Source organism: Pseudomonas sp. LB3P81 (assembly GCF_054897965.1).
Window position 1 is genome coordinate 5,303,124 of sequence record NZ_JBUBVG010000001.1, and the last position, 23,938, is coordinate 5,327,061.

At 59.9% G+C, this 23,938-nt stretch carries 18 protein-coding genes; 11 read left to right on the forward strand and 7 right to left on the reverse strand.

The features are described 5' to 3' along the window. Positions 1–1,983, reverse strand: a complete 1,983-nt coding sequence (locus tag ACYZTL_RS24595; protein WP_461953909.1) for a MacB family efflux pump subunit — start codon at positions 1,981–1,983, stop codon at positions 1–3. Further along, entirely contained in the window at positions 1,984–3,156 is a 1,173-nt protein-coding gene (locus ACYZTL_RS24600) for an efflux RND transporter periplasmic adaptor subunit (protein WP_461953910.1), read from the reverse strand. It abuts the gene before it with no gap. A gap of 461 nt (positions 3,157–3,617) precedes the next feature. Here ACYZTL_RS24600 and ACYZTL_RS24605 point away from each other — a divergent pair, with 461 nt between their 5' ends. The 6 genes from ACYZTL_RS24605 to ACYZTL_RS24630 all read left to right on the forward strand — a co-directional run bounded on the left by ACYZTL_RS24605 (position 3,618) and on the right by ACYZTL_RS24630 (position 13,473). Further along, a complete protein-coding gene (locus ACYZTL_RS24605; RefSeq protein WP_461953911.1) occupies positions 3,618–4,097 on the forward strand; it encodes a sigma-70 family RNA polymerase sigma factor in 480 nt (159 codons plus the stop codon). 133 nt (positions 4,098–4,230) lie between these two features. Next, positions 4,231–5,568, forward strand: a complete 1,338-nt coding sequence (locus ACYZTL_RS24610; protein ID WP_461953912.1) for a lysine N(6)-hydroxylase/L-ornithine N(5)-oxygenase family protein — start codon at positions 4,231–4,233, stop codon at positions 5,566–5,568. Between the two features lie 483 nt (positions 5,569–6,051). Beyond that, entirely contained in the window at positions 6,052–8,754 is a 2,703-nt protein-coding gene (gene mgtA / locus ACYZTL_RS24615) for a magnesium-translocating P-type ATPase (protein WP_461953913.1), read from the forward strand. A gap of 332 nt (positions 8,755–9,086) precedes the next feature. Further along, positions 9,087–9,500, forward strand: coding sequence for a response regulator (locus ACYZTL_RS24620; RefSeq protein WP_461953914.1), 414 nt, complete (start codon positions 9,087–9,089; stop codon positions 9,498–9,500). Between the two features lie 109 nt (positions 9,501–9,609). Then, a complete protein-coding gene (locus tag ACYZTL_RS24625) occupies positions 9,610–10,236 on the forward strand; it encodes a response regulator (RefSeq protein WP_461953915.1) in 627 nt (208 codons plus the stop codon). Beyond that, entirely contained in the window at positions 10,237–13,473 is a 3,237-nt protein-coding gene (locus tag ACYZTL_RS24630; protein ID WP_461953916.1) for a transporter substrate-binding domain-containing protein, read from the forward strand. It begins immediately after the preceding gene. Positions 13,474–13,476: 3 nt separating this feature from the next. On the opposite strand, the gene dkgB is transcribed toward ACYZTL_RS24630, so the two are convergent. From dkgB to ACYZTL_RS24645, 3 genes are all read right to left on the reverse strand, one after another. Further along, positions 13,477–14,280 carry a 2,5-didehydrogluconate reductase DkgB gene (gene dkgB, locus ACYZTL_RS24635; RefSeq protein WP_461953917.1) on the reverse strand — a complete coding sequence of 268 codons (804 nt, stop codon included), beginning with the start codon at positions 14,278–14,280 and terminating at the stop codon, positions 13,477–13,479. Between the two features lie 208 nt (positions 14,281–14,488). After that, complete coding sequence (locus ACYZTL_RS24640; RefSeq protein ID WP_461953918.1) at positions 14,489–15,028, reverse strand: PaaI family thioesterase; 540 nt, start codon at positions 15,026–15,028, stop codon at positions 14,489–14,491. Positions 15,029–15,124: 96 nt separating this feature from the next. Continuing rightward, a complete protein-coding gene (locus tag ACYZTL_RS24645; RefSeq protein WP_461953919.1) occupies positions 15,125–16,033 on the reverse strand; it encodes a LysR substrate-binding domain-containing protein in 909 nt (302 codons plus the stop codon). Positions 16,034–16,137: 104 nt separating this feature from the next. On the opposite strand from ACYZTL_RS24645, the gene ACYZTL_RS24650 reads away from it, so the two are divergent. The 4 genes from ACYZTL_RS24650 (at position 16,138) to ACYZTL_RS24665 (ending at position 20,063) form a co-directional block, all read left to right on the forward strand. Next, complete coding sequence (locus ACYZTL_RS24650; protein ID WP_461953920.1) at positions 16,138–17,004, forward strand: pirin family protein; 867 nt, start codon at positions 16,138–16,140, stop codon at positions 17,002–17,004. Between the two features lie 126 nt (positions 17,005–17,130). Further along, on the forward strand, positions 17,131–17,757 hold the full coding sequence (ycaC, locus tag ACYZTL_RS24655; protein ID WP_008032356.1) for an isochorismate family cysteine hydrolase YcaC: 627 nt from the start codon (positions 17,131–17,133) through the stop codon (positions 17,755–17,757). A gap of 142 nt (positions 17,758–17,899) precedes the next feature. Further along, positions 17,900–19,342, forward strand: coding sequence for a mechanosensitive ion channel domain-containing protein (locus ACYZTL_RS24660; protein ID WP_461953921.1), 1,443 nt, complete (start codon positions 17,900–17,902; stop codon positions 19,340–19,342). Positions 19,343–19,622: 280 nt separating this feature from the next. Beyond that, positions 19,623–20,063 carry a carboxymuconolactone decarboxylase family protein gene (locus ACYZTL_RS24665; protein ID WP_461953922.1) on the forward strand — a complete coding sequence of 147 codons (441 nt, stop codon included), beginning with the start codon at positions 19,623–19,625 and terminating at the stop codon, positions 20,061–20,063. Here ACYZTL_RS24665 and ACYZTL_RS24670 read toward each other — a convergent pair whose 3' ends face one another. Further along, positions 20,064–21,656 carry a DHA2 family efflux MFS transporter permease subunit gene (locus tag ACYZTL_RS24670; protein ID WP_461953923.1) on the reverse strand — a complete coding sequence of 531 codons (1,593 nt, stop codon included), beginning with the start codon at positions 21,654–21,656 and terminating at the stop codon, positions 20,064–20,066. After that, positions 21,653–22,774, reverse strand: a complete 1,122-nt coding sequence (locus tag ACYZTL_RS24675) for an HlyD family secretion protein (RefSeq protein ID WP_461953924.1) — start codon at positions 22,772–22,774, stop codon at positions 21,653–21,655. Before ACYZTL_RS24675 ends, ACYZTL_RS24670 begins: the two co-directional genes overlap by 4 nt. 470 nt (positions 22,775–23,244) lie before the next feature. Between ACYZTL_RS24675 and queC the strand changes: the two genes are divergently transcribed. Beyond that, positions 23,245–23,934 carry a 7-cyano-7-deazaguanine synthase QueC gene (queC, locus tag ACYZTL_RS24680; protein WP_461953925.1) on the forward strand — a complete coding sequence of 230 codons (690 nt, stop codon included), beginning with the start codon at positions 23,245–23,247 and terminating at the stop codon, positions 23,932–23,934. The last annotated feature ends 4 nt before the right edge of the window (positions 23,935–23,938 follow it).

A 23,938-nucleotide genomic window follows, 5' to 3' on the forward strand; every position in this document is an offset into this window, starting at 1 on the left:
TCATTCACTGGTAAGGGCCGTGACCGGGTCGAGCCGGGCAGCTTTGCGGGCCGGCATGAAGCCGAAGACAACACCGGTGACCAGGGCGCAGCCGAAGGCACCGAGTACCGCTATCAAAGAGAACGCGACCGCGACTTCGCTGAGAATCAGCACGCCGCCGACGATCAGCGCCAGGGCAATGCCGGCGAGGCCGCCGACCACCGAAAGCATCACCGCTTCGGTGAGGAACTGCCGCAGGATGTCGCGCTGCCGGGCGCCGGTGGCCATGCGGATGCCGATCTCGCGGGTGCGTTCGCGCACGGTCATGAGCATGATGTTCATTACGCCAATCCCGCCCACCAACAGCGAAATCGCGGCGATCGAACCGAGCATCAGCGACAGGGTATTTTGCGTGCGCGCTTCGGCCTGAATCATCGCCGCGTTGTTGGTCAATTCGAAATCCCTTTTGCCGTCGTGCAGGCGCAACATCAACTGCTCGATGGCGTTTTCCGTCTCTTTGACCTTGCGCGCATCAGCCGCCGCGATGGCCACGTATTCAGGGTTGTGGGTACCGAACAGCCGCACGCTCGCGGCGGAATACGGGATGGCGATGCGGTCGTCGCTGTCGGTGTCGCCGGAGCTGGCGCCTTTTTCCGCAAGCACGCCGACCACCTGGAACGGCACGTTTTCGATCAGGATGTACTGGCCGATCGGGTTGGCCACGTCCTTGAGCAATTTGGTCCGCACCTTGTGGCCGATCACCGCGACAGCCGCTGCGTTGCGTTCATCTTCCTGAGTGAAATAACTGCCTTCCACCACCGGCCAATTGAAAATGGCCGGAAAGTTAGTGTCGTTGCCGCCGACGTAGCTCAAGTGGTCGAGGTTGCCAAAGCGCACCCCGGCTTCCTGGCCGTTGACCGGCATGATGCGCGTCACCTGCGGCAGGCTGCCCACCGCCGCTACGTCATCGAGGGTGATGATGCCCAGCGGTGTTCGCGGGTTCGGTGCCGAGCCGCTGAGGTAAATGATGTTCGAGCCGAACGCGCCCATTTGCGCCATCACCTGACGCTTGCTGCCTTCACCGACGGCCAGCATCACCACCACCGACGCGACGCCGATGATGATCCCGAGCAGCGTCAGCGCGGTGCGAAACTTGTTGATCCACATCACTCGCCACGCGGCGTGCACTGCATCCACCAGCTCGCCTTTCCAGGCGCCGGTGGCCCCGCTGGCATTGCCGCCTTCGATCAGGCGCCTGCGCAGATCGACGGCTTGCAGTGCTCCGGGGTTGGCCGAGGTTTGTACGTCGGGGTTGTCGTGCGCGCTGTCGCTGATGATCAGCCCGTCGCGGATTTCGATGATGCGTTTGGCCCGGGCAGCGACTTCGCGGTCGTGGGTGATGAGAATCACCACGTGACCCTGGCTCGCCAGTTCATCGAGCAGCGTCATGACCTCTGCGCCGCTGTGACTGTCGAGGGCGCCGGTGGGTTCGTCGGCGAGGATGATGTGGCCGCCGTTCATCAAGGCACGGGCGATGGACACCCGTTGTTGCTGGCCGCCGGAGAGTTGGTGCGGGCGGTTGCCGGTGCGTGAGGCCAGGCCGAGGCGGTCGAGCAGGGCGGCGGCGCGGGCGTGGCGTTCGGCGGCCGGCGTGCCGGCATAGATGGCCGGCATCTCGACGTTTTCCTGGGCCGAGCCGGACGGGATCAGGTGATAACCCTGGAACACAAAACCAAAGGCTTCGCGGCGCAACCAGGCCAGCTCGTCACTGTCGAGCCCGGCAACGTTTTCGCCGGCGAAGCGGTATTCGCCCGAGGTCGGGCGGTCGAGGCAGCCGAGGATGTTCATCAGCGTCGACTTGCCGGAACCGGACGCACCCACAATCGCCACGAATTCCCCGGCATGGATCGACAGGTCGATGCCGCGCAACACGTGAACGTGCGGTGAATCGCCGCCACCGTAGGATTTGCGGATGTCCTGCAGGTCGATCAGGGGCGTCAGCATTTAGCCGCCACTCCCGTCGACCGGGCCGATCAACAGGTGATCGCCTTCCTGCAAGCCGTCGAGGATCTGCACGCTAAGACGATCGCTGATGCCGGTACGCACCTCGCGTTGCTCGATGCGGCCGTTTTTGGCGACGACCTGAGCGCTCTGGATGTCCGGTTGCGTGCCGCCTTGCAGCGCGGCGATGGGTGCGGTGAGCACGTCTTTCGCCTGGTCGGAAACGAAGAACACCTGGGTGGTCATTTCCGCCATCAGCGCGTTGTCGGCGTTGTCGACATCGAGCAGCACGGTGTACAGCACCACGCGGGCGCTACCGCTTTTGCTCGAACTGGCCGGGCTGCCGCCGCCCTGGCTGGTCTGGTCCAAAGGCTTGGGCGGCACCGGCAGAATTTGCCGCACGGTACTGTTCCAGCGACGCTTGCCGCCGCTGAGGGTGGTGAACCACGCCGTCATGCCGGGTTTGACGTGGCCGATGTCGGCTTCTGAGACTTCCGCCCAGACCGTCATCGGCGACAACTTGGCGATGCGCAGAATCAGCGGTGTTTGTTGTTGCGCATTCAGGGTCTGGCCGACCCGGGCGTCGAGTGCGACCACGGTGCCGGACATCGGCGCATAAATGCGTGTGTAACCGAGTTCGGCCTGATCGCTGCGCAGGCTGGCCTGGGCCTGGCGGATCTGTGCCTGGAACATGTCGATGCGCGCCTGGGTGGCGCGCAGTTCGGCCTGGGCGGTTTGTACGTCTTCTTCGCGGGTGGCACCGCCGGCCTTGAGGTTCTGCTGGCGCTGGAACTTTTGCCGGGCCAGTTCGTGTTGCGCCCGTTGTTCCTCGAGTTGCGCCTTGAGGTTTTCGATGGAGTAACGCCCGGCGTCGAGTTTGGCCTGTTGCGTTGAAGGATCAATTTCCACCAGCAACTGACCTTCCTTGATCACGTCACCGACTTCGACGTGGATCTTCTGGATCTGCCCGGACGCCTGCGCACCGACATCGACATAGCGCCGAGGCTGCAGGGTGCCGAGGGCCGTGACACTGCTTTCGATGTCGCCGCGGCTGACTTGCACAGTGGCGAATTTGTCTCGGCCGGGCGGGATGACCTGCCAGGCAGCCACGGCGATAACGGGGATCAGACACAGTGCTACAAGCAGGGCGCGTCGGGTGTGTCGGGGACGTTTCATGCAGGGTTCCGGCCAATGGAAATCGGCCCGTCGTTCAGCCTGCGCACGAAATCCGGCAACAGTTGAACGCTGTCGGGAAGCCGACAGAGACGGGGAGCTGTCCTTTATACGAAAAAAGCGGCGGGGAATTTAGGCGCGGACACAAGCCGACACAATCACCCTGTGCGAGCTTGTGTGGCGAGGGGATTTATCCCCGTTCGGCTGCGAAGCAGTCGTAAATGCGCTTTAACGAAATGCCAGGGCCGCTCCGCAGCCCAACGGGGATAAATCCCCTCGCCACATGGCTTGCTCCCACAAGTTCGCGACTATTTGTTGGGTAAGACGAAGCAACACTTTAAATCTATATGAGAATTACTATAAATTACGCACCTCGAACTGCCACTATCGTGCCACTGCCCATTTCGGCGGTCGTCGACGTGGCTCAAGGATAGAAACCGCACCCGTGCGGCCGGGAGTCATGGTTGGAAAACTACTATCGCGAGCTGGTGTGTTTCCTCAACGCCAAGCTGGGCAACCGTCAGGTGGCCGAAGATGTGGTGCATGACGCTTATCTGCGGGTTCTGGAACGTTCCAGCGACACGCCGATCGAGCAGCCCCGGGCTTTCCTGTATCGCACCGCGCTCAATCTGGTGATCGACGACCATCGGCGCAATGCCTTGCGTCAGGTCGAGTCGCTGGAAGTGCTCGACAACGAAGAGCGCTACTTCACCCCGTCCCCTCACAATTGCCTCGATCACGGCCAGCGCCTGGAGATGCTCCAGCGTGCGTTGGCGGAATTGCCACGGCTGTGCCGAGAGAGTTTCCTGCTGCGCAAGATCGACGGTTTGTCGCACCCGGAAATCGCCGAACGCCTGGGGATTTCCCGTGCGCTGGTCGAGAAGCACATCGTCAATGCGATGAAGCACTGCCGCGTGCGGATGCGTCAGTGGGACGCCCATTGATCTCGTCTGCCCCGTAAAAAACACTATTAAATTTTATTTCATTGTCCTCGTTCCCTATCAACAGACGACCTGCTGGCAAGGTCACTTAGGCTTACTCCCCACTGTTGAGGGGTTCATCCAGAGGACACTGGAAATGACACAGGCAATTGCATCGCCCATCGTTCACGACCTGATCGGCGTCGGTTTCGGCCCTTCGAACCTGGCGCTGGCCATCGCCCTGCAAGAGCGCGCACCGAGCCAGGGCGAACTGGATGTACTGTTTCTCGACAAGCAGGCGGACTATCGCTGGCACGGCAATACCCTGGTGACCCAAAGCGAATTGCAGATTTCCTTCCTCAAGGACCTGGTGACCCTGCGCAACCCGACCAGCCCGTATTCCTTCGTCAACTACCTCAAGCACCACGGTCGTCTGGTGGACTTCATCAACCTCGGCACGTTCTATCCATGCCGCATGGAGTACAACGACTACCTGTGCTGGGTCGCCGGGCAATTTGCCGAACAGAGCCGTTACGGCGAAGAAGTGCTGACCATCGAGCCGGTGCTGCACAACCAGCAAGTGGAAGCGTTGCGCGTGATCTCCCGCGATACCCAAGGGCATCAACACGTGCGCACCACCCGTTCGGTGGTGGTGAGTGCCGGTGGCACGCCGCGCATTCCCGAAGCGTTCAAGGCGTTGAAGGATGACGGCCGGGTGTTCCATCACTCGCAGTACCTGGCGCAGATGGCCAAGCAGCCGTGCGTGAACAATCAACCGATGAGCATCGCAATCATCGGTGGCGGGCAAAGCGCAGCGGAAGCCTTCATCGATCTGAACGACAGCTTCCCGTCGGTGCAGGTGGACATGATCCTGCGCGGCTCGGCGCTGAAGCCGGCGGATGACAGCCCGTTCGTCAACGAAGTGTTCTCGCCGGAGTTCACCGACCTGGTGTTCCAGCAGGCGAACAGCGAGCGTGAGCGTCTGGTCAACGAATACCACAACACCAACTATTCGGTGGTGGACATCGACCTGATCGAACGCATCTACGGGATCTTCTATCGCCAGAAAGTCTCGGGCATTGCGCGTCATGCTTTCCGCACCCTGACCACTATCGAAAAAGCCACGGCCACCGAGCGTGGCATCGAACTGGCGTTGCGCAACAATGCCACCGGCGAAGTCACGGTTCGTCATTACGACGCTGTGGTTCTAGCCACCGGGTATGAGCGTCAGATGCACCGCAAACTGCTGGCGCCGCTGGAAGAGTACCTGGGTGATTTCGAAGTGGATCGCAACTACAAACTGATCACCGACGAGCGCTGCAAGGCCGGCATCTACATGCAGGGCTTCTGCCAGGCGAGCCACGGCTTGAGTGACACCTTGCTGTCGATCCTGCCGATTCGCGCGGATGAGATTGCCGGGTCTTTGTATGAGCATGGCAAGGCGCGTGTGCATGGTCGTTCGGTGGTGGACTTGTTGTTGGCCACAGCGAGCTGATATCGAGTCGGTCCGGAAAAGATCGCAGCCTTCGGCAGCTCCTACGGGCGTACACCTGTAGGAGCTGCCGAAGGCTGCGATCTTTTGATTTTCGGGCTGACATTAAACCGATCCTGAACCCTTCCTGAAGAACCCCGCAATTCCCCGACGACTTGCCAATGCATCGTTTACTCTCCAGAAATCGGGGCGTAAGCTTCGCGCGTTTTCATCAATAGCGGAGACCCACAGTGGGTACTTGTTCGAGTGACAGTAGTCGGCCGGTTTCGATAACCGGCAACTTCCCGGCAAGATAACGCGCCACTTTTTGTGCCGTTGTCTCGCCCGATAGCGAGCAGCGGCATCCCGATCGCGGCCAGTCCTGGTCCGTGTCCCGACGTCCTCTCATCGACGCTGAACCGTGCGTGATGTTCGACGTGTTGTCGTCATCGCGGCGCACCGACACGCCTGCTCGAAGGTTTCCCGGCTGACCCTGGGGGAACTGCCATGAACCTGACCCTGCTCAAGGAATTCTTCGCTGGATTCCTGCGCACCCGCCACATCGCCCGACACTTCCGTCGCCTGGCGCTGCTGGAAAACTTCACCGACACCACGGTCAGCCGCGAGGTGCCGCCGACCTTGGCGCAAACCCTGGTGAGCGCCGCCAACAGCGACACCGGCCAACTGTTGGAGAATCTCAATAGTCACACCGACGGCCTGAGCGAAGCCGAAGCCGATGCACTACGTGTGCAATTCGGCCTCAACGAAGTCGAGCACGAGCAACCGCTGCCGTGGTGGGTTCACCTGTGGCACTGCTACAAGAATCCGTTCAACCTGCTGCTGACATTGCTCGCGGTGATCTCCTGGCTGACCGAGGACATGAAAGCCGCCATCGTGATTTTCTCGATGGTGGTGCTCTCGACCTTGCTGCGCTTCTGGCAGGAAACCAAATCCAACCAGGCGGCCGACGCGCTGAAGGCGATGGTCAGCAACACGGCCACGGTGATGCGTCGGGACGCGCTGCGCACCGAAGTGCCGATCAGACTGCTGGTGCCGGGCGATCTGATCGTGCTTTCGGCCGGCGACATGATTCCCGCCGATTGCCGCGTGCTCAACGCCAAGGACCTGTTCGTCAGTCAAGCCGCGATGACCGGTGAATCCATGCCGGTGGAAAAATTTCCCCGTCAGCAGGACAACGACACCCACAATCCGCTGGACCTCGACAACATCCTGTTCATGGGCACCAACGTCGTTTCCGGCACTGCGATTGCGGTGATTCTGACCACGGGCAACAGCACCTATTTCGGCGCGCTGGCCCAGCGGGTTGGCGCCACTGATCGCGCGCCGACGTCCTTTCAGACCGGGGTCAACAAAGTCAGCTGGCTGCTGATCCGCTTCATGTTCGTCATGGCGCCGCTGGTGCTGTTCATCAACGGGTTTACCAAGGGCGACTGGACCGAAGCGCTGCTGTTCGCGCTGTCGATTGCGGTGGGCCTGACCCCGGAAATGCTGCCGATGATCGTCACCTCGACACTGGCCAAGGGCGCGGTGTTTCTGTCGCGCAAAAAAGTCATCGTCAAACGCCTTGATGCGATCCAGAACTTCGGCGCCATGGATGTTTTGTGCACTGACAAAACCGGCACTCTGACCCAGGACAAAATTTTTCTGGCGCGCAACGTCGACGTCTGGGGCAACGACTCCGATGACGTGCTGGAAATGGCCTACCTCAACAGCTACTACCAGACCGGCCTGAAAAACCTGCTGGACGTGGCGGTGCTCGAACACGTCGAAGTCCACCGTGAACTGAAAGTCGGCACGGCGTTTCGCAAGGTCGACGAAATCCCGTTCGATTTCACCCGCCGACGCATGTCGGTGGTGGTCGCCGAGCGCGATCACTCGCACCTGCTGATCTGCAAAGGCGCGGTGGAAGAAGTGCTGGCGGTGTGCGCGCGGGTGCGGCACGGCGTGGTCGATGAAGCGCTGACCGATGACCTGCTGGCACGGATTCGCCAGGTCACTGCCGCCTTCAATGCCGAAGGACTGCGCGTGGTGGCGGTAGCCGCGCGGCCAATGATCGAGGGGCACGACACTTACAGCCTGGCGGATGAGCAGGCACTGACGCTGATCGGTTACGTGGCGTTTCTCGACCCACCGAAGGAAAGCACCGCGCCGGCACTGAAAGCATTGGCCGCTCATGGCGTGGCGGTAAAAGTGCTGACCGGCGACAACGAACTGGTGACCGCGAAAATCTGCCGCGAAGTCGGTCTGGAGCAGCAAGGCCTGCTGATGGGCAACGACATCGAGCGCATGACCGACGCCGAACTGGCCGTGGCCGTGGAGACCACCAACGTCTTCGCCAAACTGACGCCGACGCACAAGGAACGCATCGTCCGTCTGCTCAAAGGCAACGGTCATGTGGTCGGGTTCATGGGCGACGGCATCAACGACGCCCCGGCTCTGCGCACCGCCGACATTGGTATTTCGGTGGACAGCGCCGTGGACATCGCCAAGGAAGCGGCGGACATCATCCTGCTGGAGAAAAGCCTGATGGTGCTGGAGGAGGGCGTGCTGGAAGGGCGCCGCACCTTCGCCAACATGCTCAAGTACATCAAAATGACCGCGAGCTCGAACTTCGGCAACGTGTTCTCGGTGCTGGTGGCCAGTGCCTTCATCCCGTTCCTGCCGATGCTGCCGATGCACCTGCTGGTGCAGAACCTGCTCTACGACATTTCGCAGATCGCCATCCCGTTCGATAACGTCGATGAAGAAATGCTCAAGCAACCCCAGCGCTGGCAACCGGCGGATGTCGGACGCTTCATGCTGTTTTTCGGCCCGATCAGTTCGATCTTCGACATCACCACGTTTGCCTTGATGTGGTACGTGTTCGACGCCAACACCCCGGACCACCAGACCCTGTTCCAGTCCGGCTGGTTCGTGGTCGGGCTGCTGACCCAGACGCTGATCGTGCACATGATCCGCACGCCGAAGATCCCGTTCCTGCAAAGCCGCGCGGCCCTGCCGCTGATGGTGATGACCGCAATCATCATGGCCGTGGGCATCTTCCTGCCGATGGGGCCTCTGGCGCACTACTTCAAATTGCAGGCGCTGCCGTCGCTGTACTTCGTGTTCCTGCCGGTGATTCTGCTGGCATACATGGCGCTGACCCAGGCGGTGAAGGGGTTCTATATCCGCCGGTTTGGCTGGCAATAAACCGTACAAAACCCTGTGGCGAGGGAGCTTGCTCCCGCTGGGCTGCGAAGCGGCCCTAAAAAACCAGGCAGCGCAGAAAGATCACGTCAGCCGGTTATTGGGGCTGCTCCGCAGCCCAGCGGGAGCAAGCTCCCTCGCCACAGGGACCTATGTCGTTCAAGGATTTTCTGATGCAGGCACTCAACAAAATCAACCTGACCTCGCAATAGCGTTGATTCCCCGCTGATGATGGACTAGATGCCTTGGTTTTTAGGAATAGTCCTACAGAAAGCTCTGCAGGTCTTCCGTAGCCTTGCGGCCTCACGAATCTGAAACCCTTCTGGGGGCCCCGGTTGCCGAACAAAGCATTACGTATCCTGATTGCCGACGAGCAGCATTTTCAGCGGATGAGAATCGAGCGCCTGTTCAACCGGCTCGATTACTACCGCGTAGCGCCGGTACAAGACCTTGCGGAATTGCTGACGCTTATCGAGTACGGGAGCGAGCCTTTTGATCTGGTGGTCATCAATGCCTCGCTGGCGGGTGAAGAGCTGGACCTGCCCGATTTCTTCCTCGATAACCCACAGGTTCATCACGCATTGATCTATGACGGCGAGCAGGTGAAGTTGCCGTCGATCCCTGCCTGCGGGCAGCAGAAGGTTCAGGTGAGCCACGCCACGCTGCCTGATCTGGCATGCATTCAGCGGTTGATGGCAACTGCTGATCCTCGATTACCGTTCGTCGGTACTGTCATTTCTGTCAGGTAGTTTTGCGCGGTTTTCCGTGCAAGAGTCTTCGCGCAGCTTTGCGTCTAACCAGGGGCTGGCCCGCGGGCATTACTGGCCCAATCGTCGTGTATTTGCACAGGGAGTTGCCATGAAGTCAGCGCTATTAGCAGACGATCATCCGGTGGTTCGCGCTGCTGTCGCGATGCTGCTTAAACAGCTGGGTTTCAAACTGATTCATCAGGTATCCAGCGGCAACGAGGTCTTTTCGACGATCTGTGAGCATCAACCTGAACTGGTGGTGCTGGATCTGATGATGCCCGGTCTCCCCGGGCTGGATGTGCTGGCCCGCATCCAGGCCAGTGACGTGCAATGCCGGGTACTGGTTTTCACCGGGCAAGAACGCCGGTTTTATCAAGACCGTTGCATGCGTGCCGGCGCCAGGGCTTATGTTTCCAAGGCCAACGATTTGAAGCATTTGCACGAGGCCGTGCTTGCGGTGATGGCCGGTTACACCTATTTCGCCAAGCTGCCGTCGAGTTCGGTGTCGCTGAACGCAATGCAATGCAGCGAGAAGGACATGATCGACAAGCTCTCCGACCGTGAACTGACAATCTTTCTGTACCTGGCCCAGGGAGTGAGCAACAAGGAAATCGGCGAACTCATGAACCTTAGTCACAAGACGGTCAGCACTTACAAGACCCGGTTGACAGAAAAACTCAACGTCGAGTCCAAGGTGCACCTGCGGGATTTCGCCAAACGCAATAATCTGATCTGAATGAAGACCTTCCGACGTTTGCGTTACCCGCTACTCCTCGCTCTGCTGGGCTATCTATGGATATCCAGCGTCTACGCACAACCTCAAACACTGAAATTGCTGGGACGCTCCAACGTCGACGGCTACGACGTCAAACTGTCGGATGCCGATTCGCGGTTGCTGCGACAAAAGGGCCAGTTGGTGCTGGCCGTCTCGGCACCGGATTATCCGCCCTTCGACATCACCACCACCGGCACGGACTACGAAGGGTTGACGGCTGACATTGCAGGGTTGCTCAAGCAACTGTTGCACGTGGAGATCGTCGTTCACCGCTATGCATCGCGGGACGAGGCGGTGCGGGCGGTCAAGGAAAGAAAGGCTGATTTACTGGGAACAGCCAATCGTTATGAGGCCGAGGATCCACAGTTGCGGATGTCCGGCGCCTATGCGGACGATCAACCCGTCGTGCTGACCCGCACGGATTCGACTGCGCCGCTTGACCCCGATCTGGCCAGTAAACGGCTGGCGATGCTGTACCACTATTTGCCCGAGCAGCAAGTGCGGGCGTTTTATCCCAAGGCGAATGTCGAGCTGTATCCCTCGACGCTTGAGGCGGTAGGGGCCGTAGCGTTCCGTCAGGCGGACGCTGTCCTCAGCGATGCGATCAGCGCCAATTACCTGATCAGCAAAAACTACCTCAACAATGTTCAACTGGCCGATTTTTCGCTTCTGGAGTCCGGGCGTTTCGCGTTCGCGATGAGCAGCGACAACCAGCAGCTGCAACGCATTGTCAACCGGGCGCTGGCGGCGATCCCTACCAATGAACGGATGAACATTCTGCGCCGATGGGGTGGCAGCGGGACCTCCATCGCAGGCACTCAAGCCCTGCATTTCAACGTGGTCGAACAACGCTGGCTCGACGATCATCCGCGTGTGCGAGTGGCGATCAACGAAAACCTCATGCCGATTTCATTCATCGACAGTGAGGGCAAGTACCGGGGGATCAGCATTGATGTGCTGGCGAAAATCAGCTTGCGCACAGGCTTGAAGTTCGACATCCAACCGACCCGGTCAGTGGCTGAAATACTTGAATGGATCAGGACCGGACAGGTCGATATGGTTGCCGGGATAAGCCCCAGCATCGAACGTGAAACCGGATTGCGCTTCACCCGACCGTTTTTGACCAGTCCTAATGTGCTGGTGACTCGTATCGCGTCGGACAGTCCCCGAACACTGGATGAAATGGCGGGCAAAAAACTGGCCGTCACCCAGGGCAACAGTGCCGGCGAGTTCATTCGTCAGCACTTTCCGCAGATTGAACTGGTCAATGCGCCATTGACGGCGCAAGCGATGGAAATGGTTGCCGAAGGCAACGCTGACGGCGGCATCAACTCACTGATCGGTGCCCGGGTCATGATTTCCCGGCAGTATCGGGACCGGCTGCAAGTGACCAGCACCGTCGGCACCGATCCGGCCCGCAGCACCCTGGCAACCGGTCGCGAGGCGGTGGTGCTGCATTCGATTCTGGACAAGGCGCTGCTCAGCATTCCACCCGAAGAAATCGATGAAATGACTGGCCGCTGGCGCAATGACCTGATGGTCGAACCAAGTTTCTGGCTGGGGCACCGCCAGGACATTCTCCAGGCCTTTGCCGTCGCCGGTGCCTTGTTGTTGCTGGCGCTGGCCTGGATCGCCTGGCTGCGTCGGCAGATTCGTCTGCGTCAGCAATTGCTCAGTCAATTGCAGGACGCCAAGGATGCTGCGGACGATGCCAACCGTGCGAAAACCACGTTTCTGGCAACCATGAGCCACGAAATCCGCACGCCGATGAATGCGATGCTCGGTATGCTCGAACTGGCGAAGAAGGGAGCGGATGAAGGCGTTACTGACCGTCCTGCCATCGAAGTGGCGTTCAATGCCGGGCAACAATTGCTGGCGTTGATTGGCGACATTCTGGACATCGCGCGTATTGAATCAGGGCATTTGTCCCTGACACCGGAACGGTCCAATCTGCACACGCTGGTCGAATCGGTGTGCCGGGTGTTTGAGGGGTTGGCGCGGCAGAAGGGTCTGGAATGGCACGTCGCTCTGGATGTTCGCAGCAAATGCGACGTGTCGGTCGACTCCACGCGTCTCAAGCAGGTGCTGTCCAATTTGCTGAGCAACGCGATCAAGTTTACCCGTGAAGGCGAAGTGAGCCTGACACTGCGGGTCGAACCCGGGTTGGCGGGGCATCTGGTGGTCAACGTGCGCATTGCAGACACCGGCATCGGCATTAGCGCACTCGATCAGCAGCGCCTGTTCAGATCGTTCGCGCAGGCCGGTAACAATCCGCATTCAGGCCGGCAAGGTTCCGGGCTGGGGTTGGTGATCAGCCGAACCTTGTGCGAAATGATGGGCGGCCGATTGCACCTCGAAAGCTTGCTTGGACGTGGTACGCGGATCGATGTCTGCCTTGAACTGCCCGTGTTGCATCCGCTGCCCTCCTGCGGTGTGCCCGAAGACGAAGGGCTGCCGCAGACGCGTCCGCTGACGATTCTGGTGGTCGATGATTTTCCGGCCAACCGTCTGTTGATGTCCCGGCAGTTGGGCTATCTGGGTCACAGCGTGATGGTCGCCGAGGATGGGCGGCAAGGACTCGAGAAGTGGCGCGAATTTCAATTCGATGTGGTCATGACCGATTGCAACATGCCGGTGTGCAACGGTTATGAACTGACGGGTGCGATACGCGATGAAGAGCGTGCGCAGGGATTGCCGCCCACACTGATTCTGGGGTTGACCGCCAATGCGCAGCCCGATGAGAAGGCCCGTTGCCTGGAGGCGGGCATGGACGATTGCCTGTTCAAACCGATCGGGCTGGCGGAGTTGAGAGCCTGGCTGGCCGCAAGGTTTGCGGGTGAACCGGTGCCAGTTATCGAAGCACTTAAAGTCCCCGAGATCGACTTGAGCGGTCTGCAGCAATACGTCGGCGACGACCATGAATTGATCACGCAATTGTTGCGCGACGTGGTCATGACCAATCGCACTGATCGCGATGAACTGCTCGAGGCGCATGCGAGCGGCGAGCAGCAGGTGCTTCGCACGCTCGCGCACCGTATCAAGGGCGGGGCGTTGATGGTTCGCGCGGTCAGCCTGATCGAGTGTTGCGAGGCACTGGAGCGTGCCTGCGGTGATGGCCACGCTGCGCAGATCGACGCCGCTGTCGATCAGTTGCAGCAGGCCATGACGCGGCTGGACAAAAGCCTGGCGCAGGGCTAAGGTTCAATCCCAGTTCGGCGCGATGCCTTGCGGGCTGGTCAGACGCTGGTCGCGCTCAAGACCGGCGATCAGCGCCATGTCAGCGTCGCTCAGGGTCAGGGCGCAGGCTTTGAGATTGCTTTGCAGATTGGCGCGTCTGGTGGACGAAGGAATCACCGCGTAACCCGATTGCATGGCCCAGGCCAGAGTGATTTGCGCAGGCGTTGCTTGCAGGCGTTCGGCGATCTGCTGAATGACCGGATCTTTCAGCACTTCACCGTAAGCCAGGGTCATGTAGGAAGTGATCCGGATGCCCTGGCTCTGCGCGAACCCGACGACCTTGCGGTTTTGCAGGTACGGGTGGAGTTCGATCTGGTTGGTGGCGATGTGCTCGGCACCGATGGCGGCAATCGCCTGTTTCATCAAATCGACGGTGAAGTTGGAAACGCCGATCCGGCGGGTCAGGCCAAGGTTTTTGGCTTCGAGCAGGGCGCCCATGAATTCCTCGACCGGCACCTGATCTTCCGGGGACGGCCAGTGGATCAGGGTCAGGTCCAGGTAGTCGGTCCGGAGTTTTTTCAGGCTTTCCTTGAGGCTGTCGATCAAGCGGTCTTTGGCGAAGTTGGCGACCCAGATCTTGCTGGTTATGAACAGCTCGTCACGGGCAATGCCACTGGCCGCGATGGCCTCGCCGACCTCGGCTTCGTTCTCGTAGATCTGCGCGGTATCGATGACCCGATAGCCCAGCTCCAGGCCGGTGCTGACCGAATCGATGACCACCTGGCCTTGCAAGCGAAACGTACCAAGACCGAATGCGGGAATAGACATCAATGACTCCAGGGTTTGCAGTGGGAATGGGCACGAGTATCCGCGCCCGCATCCTTGAGAAAAACCGCTGGTGGGGCAAAGCAATGTTTACCGCAAGTCATGAATCAAAAGATCGCAGCCTCGTTTCACTCGACAGCTCCTACAGGGGATTGCGTACTCTGTAGGAGCTGTCGAGTGAAACGAGGCTGCGATCTTGTGATCTTAAACGCTACCCCCGCGCCTCAAGAATCATGCAAGTCGTCGACCCCGTCGCATACAACCGCCCATCCACATCATAAATCCGCCCCTCGGCCAGCGCCGTCGAGCGTCCCAGATGCACAATCTTGCCCTCGGCCCGCACCGGCCCACTGGCGCCGGTCAACGCGCGAACATAGCTGATGCGCAGATCCAGCGTCGTATAGCCCTGGCCTTTCTTCAGTTGCGTATGAATGGCGCAACCCATGCACGAATCCAGCAAGGTCGCCGCATAGCCGCCATGCACGCTGCCCAGCGGGTTGTAATGCCGCGAATCCGGTGTGCCCTGAAAGATGAACAGCCCGGCCGACCATTCGATGGGGATGAAATCCATCAGCGTGCCAATGGGCGGCGAGGGCAGTTCACCGTTGCCGATGCCGTTGAAAAATTCGGTGGGCGACAGCGCGCTGACCTCGGCCATCGACAGACTGCCGGGCCCGGCCAGACGTGCGCGCATGGCGTCTTCCTGTGCAATCCATCGGGCGAGGGTGGCTTCTCGGTTGGGGCTTTGCATTGTCATGTCCTCGGACGGGTGCGGATATTATGGTTGTAATCTGCGCCAATATTATGTCCGGAATAAAAACTCCGCCAGCCCCGCGTGTCGAGTCCCTCACGCAATATCGCTGTGACTGAATTCCTCCCCCAGAAAGTCGATCAACGCCCGCACCGACGGCAGCAGGCCACGGCGCGACGGGAAGATCGCGTGGACGATCCCGCACTTGGGCGCCCAGCCCGGCACCAGTTCCACCAGGCGTCCGGCGGCGATGTCATCGCGCACCACCACGCTGGGCAGGTGCGCGATGCCTATGCCCGCGAGCACCGCGTGACGCAAGGCCAGCAGGTCATCGGTGACCATGCGCGGCGCGTGCCGAATCAGCGCACTGGCGCCGTCCGCGCCGAACAACTCCCACTGATATTCACGCTGCGCCGCGCCCCAGTGCACGCTCGGCAAACCGCTGAGGTCGGCCGGGGAGGCGGGCGACGACAGCCGCTCGGCGAACGCCGGGCTGCCCACCAGGCATTGGGTGCTATTGCCCAGCACCTTCATCACCATGTCGGTGTTTTCCAGCGGCGGAAAGCGTACGCGCAGGGCAATGTCGAAACCCTCGTGAATCAGGTCGACCCGGCGGTTGGTGCTCTCGATGAACAACTCCACCAGCGGGTACTTGAGCATGTAACGAGTCAGCATCGGCCCCACCCAGGAATTGAGCAGCGCGGTCGGGCAACTGATGCGCACCAGGCCCTGAGGCTCGGAGCGGTTGCGTTCGATCAGTTCGGCGGCGCTTTCCGCTTCGACACGCATGGCCAGGCAACGCTGGTAATAGGCCTGACCGATTTCCGTCAGCGAGCAATGCCGGCTGGTGCGGTGCAGTAAACGTACGCCGAGGCGTTCTTCGAGCTCGGCGATGCGCCGGCTGAGCTTCGATTTGGGCATGTCCAGTGCCCGCCCGGCCGCGGCGAAACCCTGATGTTCCACCACTTGGGTGAAGTAGTAGAGGGTGTTGAGGTCTTCCACCATCGTTCTCCATATAGAACGCTAAGGCTGATTTTCGCAGTCTAGCGCACCAAAGGGTTCGGTTTTAAGCTTTCTCCATCGCGTCAAACCACAGATTTGGAGGCAGCATGAAAAACATCATCGGCATCTACACCAGCCCACGGACCCATTGGGTCGGCGACGGTTTTCCGGTTCGTACGCTGTTTTCCTATGACAATCTGGGCAAGCACATCAGCCCGTTTTTGCTGCTGGATCACGCCGGTCCCGTCGAATTCACTCCGACCACCGAGCGTCGTGGTGTTGGTCAGCATCCGCACCGTGGTTTCGAAACCGTGACGATCGTTTACAAGGGCGAACTGGAGCACCGCGACTCCACCGGCAGCGGCGGCAAGATCGGCCCGGGCGATGTGCAATGGATGACCGCCGCCTCGGGAATTCTCCACGAAGAATTCCACTCCGAAGGTTTCGCCAAAACTGGCGGCACCCTGGAAATGGTCCAGCTGTGGGTCAACCTGCCGGCCAAAGACAAAATGGCCGACGCCGGTTACCAGACGATTCTCGACGGCAACATCCCGAGCATCCCGCTCAAGGACAAGGCCGGCAGCCTGCGCCTGATCGCTGGCGAGTTCGACGGCCACACCGGCCCGGCGCGGACATTCACCCCGGTCGACGTCTGGGACCTGCGCCTCAACGGCGGCAAGTTACTGACCCTCGACCTTCATGACGGCCGCAACACCGCGTTGGTAGTGCTGCGCGGCACGGTTCAGGTCAACGGCCTGGAGCTGGTGCGCGAAGGGCAGTTGGCGTTGTTCGAACGCAATGGCAACCAGATCAGTCTGGAAGCCAATAACGATGCAGTGGTGTTGCTGCTCAGCGGCGAGCCGATCGACGAACCCATCGTCGGCCACGGTCCGTTCGTGATGAACAGCGAGCAAGAGATTCACCAGGCCTTTGCCGATTTTCAGTCGGGCCGGTTTGGACGGATGAGCGGTTGAAACACGGAAATAAAGTTGCACCGCGCCAGGCTTGACTGACTACGCTTGTCTGGCCGCGTCTGAACGATCAATCAAGACACCTGTTCGCCGAACTCTTCGGCATCGATTAAAAGCGAGGATGACCCCATGACTACTTCTTACAAACGTCTCGACAAGGATAACGCCGCCGTTCTGTTGGTCGATCATCAGGCGGGCCTGCTGTCTCTGGTGCGGGACATCGAACCGGACCGGTTCAAGAACAATGTGCTGGCTTTGGCTGACCTGGCCAAGTACTTCAAATTGCCGACCATCCTCACCACCAGTTTCGAAACCGGCCCCAACGGTCCGCTGGTGCCCGAGCTCAAGGCGCTGTTCCCGGACGCGCCGTACATTGCCCGTCCTGGCCAGATCAACGCCTGGGACAACGAAGATTTCGTCAAGGCGATCAAGGCCACCGGCAAGAAGCAACTGATCATCGCTGGCGTGGTGACCGAGGTGTGCGTGGCATTCCCGGCGCTGTCGGCCCTGGCTGAAGGCTTCGATGTGTTTGTGGTGACTGACGCTTCCGGCACGTTCAACGAGCTGACCCGCCAATCGGCCTGGGACCGCATGTCGTCCTCCGGCGCGCAACTGATGACCTGGTTCGGCCTGGCCTGTGAACTGCACCGCGACTGGCGCAACGACGTGGAAGGCCTGGCGACCCTGTTCTCCAACCACATCCCGGACTACCGCAATTTGATGACCAGCTACAACACACTGACCAACAGCAAGTAATCACTGACCCACATCGCCCCTTGTAGGAGCTGCCGAAGGCTGCGATCTTTTGATCTTTCTAGATCGCCAAAAGATCGCAGGCTTCGCCAGCTCCTACAATACGTGCGATGTTTGCGTCATTGGTCCTTGCTGGAGTTGCTCGATGCTGTCACTGCTCACCAATCACCCGTTGATCTGCGCCCTGATCCTGATTCTGATCGACCTCGGATTGTGGCGCCTGATCAGTGCCGGCGGGAGCAACTGGAAACTGGTGGTGCGGCTGGTGATTTTCGCGCTGTTCAGCATGCTGCTGTTCAACGAGGGTTTGAATCCGCTGGAGCCCCCGCCCTGGGCCGACAATGTGCCGCTGCACCTGGCGGCGACCGGTTTGCAGATCGGTTGGTGGCTGTTCGGCGCGCGGACGCTGACGGTGCTGATCGGCGCGGTGATGATGCAACGGGTCGGGCATACCGGGCGCTTGCTTCAGGATTTGCTCGGCGCGGTGATTTTCCTGATCGCGATCATCGCGGCGCTGGCCTACGTGCTCGACCTGCCGGTCAAAGGCGTGCTGGCCACCTCCGGTGCGTTGGCGATCATCGTCGGCCTGGCGTTGCAAAGCACCCTCAGCGACGTGTTTTCCGGGATCGTCCTCAACACCACCAAACCCTACCAACTGGATGACTGGATCTCCATCGACGGCACCGAAGGCCGGGTCATCGACATCGACTGGCGCGCCACGCGCCTGCAAACCGCCCAGGGCAGCATGGCGGTGATTCCCAACTCGCTGGCGGCGAAAGCCAAGATCGTCAACTTCAGCCGACCGAGCGACATTTTCGGCGTGTCGATCAGCCTGCAACTCAGTCCGCATGCACGGCCACAAACGGTGATCGATGCGCTGGAACGGGCGATGGAGGGTTGCCGTTATCTGCTGAACAAACCGGCGCCGTGCGTTGCGCTGAAAGGTTCGAGTGCCACCGGCGTGGAATACGAAATCAGCGGTTTCGTGGTTTCGATGGATCAGAAACGCATGGTGCGCAACCTGCTGTTCGACCTGGCATTCCGGCACTTGCAGGCGTCGGGCGTGAGCCTGTTGTCCAGCGTCGAATCGAATGCGCCGGTCGCCCTGTCACGCCCGCGGGCGTTGCTGGAAAGTTCGGCGATTTTCTCGACCCTGCGCCAGGAAGAGAAAGAAACCTTCAGCCAGCACCTGACGCTGCAAACCTTCCGTCCCGGGGAAGTGATCCTGCCGGCGGGGGAGGTCAGCGATCATTTGTTCATCATCGAATCCGGCGTGGTGTCGGTGGCGCTGAGCCGCGCCGGGGTCAAGTTCGAGTCCGGGCGCATGGGGCCGGGCGAGGTGATCGGCGAGGGCGGGATCCTGTCGGACACGGCGCTGCCGGCGGACTTCACCGCCATGACGGCCTGCAGCTTGTACCGGATCGAAAAGGACTACCTCAAACCCTGCCTGGATGCGCGGCATGACATCGGCGAAGCGATGAAGGCGTTGCTGGATTTCCGTTTGCACAAGGCCAAGACGTTGACCCAGGAAACGCCGAAGGTGGTGGTGAAGAAGGGGTTTTTGCAGTGGTTGCGGAGTCGGGCTTAGTGATTTTTGGTGGATGGCCGCTGCGCGGTTCGCGAGCAAGTCGAATCGTCGCACCGCCGCTCCCACAATGGACCGAGTTGTTTGGATAAACGGGGTCAAGATGTGAGGGTGTACTGAGCTTTGTGTAAACGGTCATCAGGCTCACCATAAAACCCAGATCAGAAATCCAACGTCACCGACATCCCGCAATGGCCTACCCGTCTTCTGAAATATTGGCTATTTAAGCGACAGGCCGACGGCATTAACTTAGCTCCACCCCCACTTGCTCCCGGAGCCTGCCATGAAACCTCGTATCGATTTCTACACCGCTTCCCCTGATGCGCTCAAAGCCATGATCGCCCTGGAAACCGCCGTCTCGAAGCTGCCGCTGGAAAAGACCCTGATCGAACTGGTCAAGCTGCGTGCATCGCAAATCAACGGCTGTGCTTTCTGCATCGACATGCACACCGCCGATGCCATCAAGGGCGGGGAAACCCCGCGTCGCCTGTTCGCCGTGACGGCCTGGCGCGAGGCACCGTTCTTCACCGATCGCGAACGTGCCGCGCTGCTCTGGACCGAATCCCTGACCCAACTGAGCCTGACCCACGCTCCGGACGAAGACTACGAAGAGGTCTCCGCGCAGTTCAACCCGAAGGAAATGGTCGACCTGACCGTGGCGATTTCTACCATCAATAGCTGGAATCGCCTGGCCGTAGGTTTTCGCAAGATGCCTCAGGCCTGATCAGTGAGCGTCTGGTGATGGCGCGGCCGGTGGTTGCACCTTGCGCATCAAGGGCACCATCGCCGTGGCGATGACGAAACAGACCCCGATCATCAGAAACGCGTCGCCGTAGGTTTGCGTCTGCGCTTCGCGGTAGGTCAGCAGCCATAACTGATGCAGGCTGGCGGTGACACCGGTGTCACCGCTCTGGCCGAGGGCGGCGAAGTTGTTGCCGACCTGGGACAGCCATTGATTCAGGGCTTCGTTGGTGCTGTTGAGGTTTTCCGCCAACCGGGTGAAGTGCAGGTTGGTCCGGTCATTGAGGATGGTCGCGCACACGGCGATGCCGATGGCGCCGCCGAGGTTGCGCATCAGATTGAACAAACCCGAAGCATGTTTGAGCCGGGCTGGCGCCAGTCCGCCGAGGGTCAAGGTGACGGCGGGCGGCACGGCCAGTTGCTGGGCAATCCCTCGAAAGGCTTGCGGCAGCATCAATTCCCTGGCCCCCCAGTCATGGGTGATCGGGCTAAAATCCCACATCGACAACGCGAACAGCCCGAGGCCGGTCATCATGATCCAGCGCAGATCGATGCGGTTGGCCAGAAAGGCGTACAGCGGAATCGCCATCAGCTGGAACACCCCGGTAGAGAAAATCGCCAGACCAATGTCCAGCGCACCGTAGCCGCGTACTCGGCCGAGAAACAGCGGCGTCAGGTAAATCGTGGCGAACAGGCCGATCCCGGTGACGAACGAGAAGAAACAGCCGAGGGCGAAGTTGCGGTCTTTGAGGGCACGCAAATCGACGATCGGGTTGGCCACGTGCAGGGTTCGGCCGATGAAGGCCAGGCCAGCCAGGCCACTGATCCACGCGGTGGTCAGAATCGTGCTGTCACTGAACCAGTTCCAGCGCGGGCCTTCTTCGAGGGTGTATTCCAGGCAGCCGAGAAACAGCGCCAGAAACACCATGCTTATATAGTCGGCGCCCTTGAGCAGCGAGAGTTCCGGCTGGTCGATCTTCACCAGCATCGGCACCGCCACGGCAACGAAAATCCCCGGCACCAGATTGATGTAGAACAGCCAGTGCCAAGAGGATATATCGGTGATCCAGCCACCGATCACCGGGCCCAGGGTCGGTGCCAGCGAAGCGACCGCGCCGATAGTTGCGGCAGCGATTACCCGTTGCTTGCCAGAAAAGAAAATGAACGCGGTGGTGAACACCAGCGGAATCATCGAGCCGCCGATGAATCCTTGCAAGGCGCGGAAGGCGATCATGCTCTGGATATTCCACGCCGCACCGCAGAGCAGGCTGGTGAGGGTAAATCCCACGGCTGACGCGCAGAACAGCCAGCGCGTGGAGAACACTCGGGAGAGCCAGCCGGACAACGGAATCACGATGATTTCGGCGATCAGGTAGCTGGTCTGCACCCACGCGGTTTCATCGGTGCCCGCCGAGAGTCCGCCACCGATATCACGCAATGAGGCGGAGACAATCTGGATGTCCAACAGCGCAATGAACATGCCGATGCACATGGTGGCGAAGGCGAAGACCTTGGTCGCCGTCGCCATGCTGGCGGCGTTGAACGGTTGCGCGGGGACGGCGAGGGCGCGGCTCATGGCGCGCTGGCCACGGTTGGGGTTTCAGGCTCCTTGCGCGTATCCACTTCAGCGGTCACCGACAGGCCCGGACGCAGATGACCGAGCACGCCATCGGCCGGATCGAGCACGATCCGCACCGGCACCCGTTGCACGATCTTGGTGAAGTTGCCGGTGGCGTTTTCCGGTGGCAACACACTGAATTGCGATCCACTGGCTGGCGCGAGACTGTCCAGATGACCGTGGAATGCCTGACCCGAGAGCACGTCGGCATGAATGACCACGCGTTGGCCCGGTGTCATGTGCGCCAGTTGGTCTTCCTTGAAGTTGGCATCGACCCACAGCCCGCTCGCCGGCACCACCGACAACTGTTGCGAACCGGCCTGCGCATACGCACCGACCCGCGCCCGGCGATTGCCGATCACGCCATCCATCGGTGCGCGCAACTCGGTGTAACCGACGTTCAGTTGCGCCAGATCACGATCGGCGCGGGCCTGCATCAGCGCGGCACGGGCCTGCTGTTTCTGGGTTGCGATCACATTCAATTGGCGTTGCGCGGCCAGCAATTCGGCCTGGGCTTTCGAGCTGAGCGCTTGCGCCGTCTTGAAGGTGGCGTCCGCGCGCTGGGCGCTTTCCACCGAGACGGCATTGCTGCTCACCAGTTTTTTGTAGCGCGCGTTGTCATCCCGCGAGCGGGCGGTTTCGGCGCCGGCGGCGTCGATACCGGCGCGGGCCTGACCGATCACCGCCTGTTGCAATTGTTCCGTGGCGTCGAGGTTGGCGAGCAAGGCTTCTTCGGCGGCGACCGCGCCTTCGGCTTTGGCCAGGTTGGCGCGGTAGTCGCGGGAATCGAGACGGATCAGCACATCACCGGCCTTCACTTTCTGGTTGTCGGTGACCAGCACTTCTTCGATGTAACCGGCGACTTTCGGCCCGATCACCGTCACGTCGCCACCAATGTAGGCGTCGTCGGTTTCCTCGATGAAACGGCCGGCGGTCCACCAATGCGCGGCGTACACACCGGCCAGCACCAGTGCAGCGATGCCCAATGACGACAGGAGCAGGCGTTTGAGCAGGGGAGGCTTTGGAGTGGTCACCGGGACAGCCAGGTCGGGCTCAACGGAGGACATGCTGGTCATGGAAGATTACCTGTAGGAAACGGCATTTAATTACGCACGTAATATGACGCATGTCATATTTGGTGGCAATTTATTTTTTTCGCCGGTCGTCAGGTGGTTCGCTCGATGTGAATCAGTCAAAGATGGGGTGATTGATCTGGCGCTTTCGCGGGCAAGTCGGATCGCCGCACCGCCGCTCCCACATGACCGCGTTCCTTCTGAAGGAATGCATTCACTGTGGGAGCGGGCTTGCTCGCGAAGGCGGCTTCAGAGACGACAGAGATTTCGGGGGTAATGATTACTGCGACTGCAGAGGAAAAGATCAAGGGCTGCGTCACAGGGTGTTCGCCACGTTCATCCAGCAAAGAAATGACACAAACGGAAATGGGAGACGGTCATTTCGGAAGCGTCTCACAGCCAGAGTTTGAGCTTCCCGATAGGGTCAATGGTCCCCAGCACCCTGCCGGGACACTCCCAAGGAAGAACGAACCATGACCAGTAAGGCCGTTATCGTTTTCAGCGGCGGACAGGACTCGACCACCTGCTTGATCCATGCGTTGCCGCAGTACGATGAAATTCATTGCATTACGTTTGATTATGGCCAGCGCCACCGTGCAGAAATTGAAGTGGCGCAACAGCTTTCAAAACGGCTTGGCGTGAAGGTGCACAAAGTATTGGACACTTCATTGCTGAATGAGCTGGCCATTAGCAGCCTGACGCGTGACAACATTCCGATTGCAAAGAGTACGGGTGGGGGCGTGCCTGATACGTTCGTACCTGGCAGGAACATTCTGTTTTTAACTCTGGCTTCAATTTATGCCTATCAAGTGGGCGCTGAGGCTGTAATTACAGGTGTCTGTGAAACAGAGAGCTCTGGTTATCCTGATTGTGGTGATGAGTTTATTAAAGTGTTGAACAGCGCCATTCGTATGGGTATGGACTATAAGATACGAGTCGAGACGCCGCTTATGCGGTTGAACAAAGCTGAGACTTGGGCATTGGCTGATTATCACAAGCAGCTGGATCTGATCAGATACCACACATTGACTTGCTATAACGGCATAACGGGAAGTGGGTGCGCGGATTGTGATGCATGTGCTCTTCGTGCGAAAGGATTGAATGAATTTCTGAAAAATGGAGCGGAGGTCAGGAGCAATTTAAAAATAAAACTAGCGCTCTAAAAGT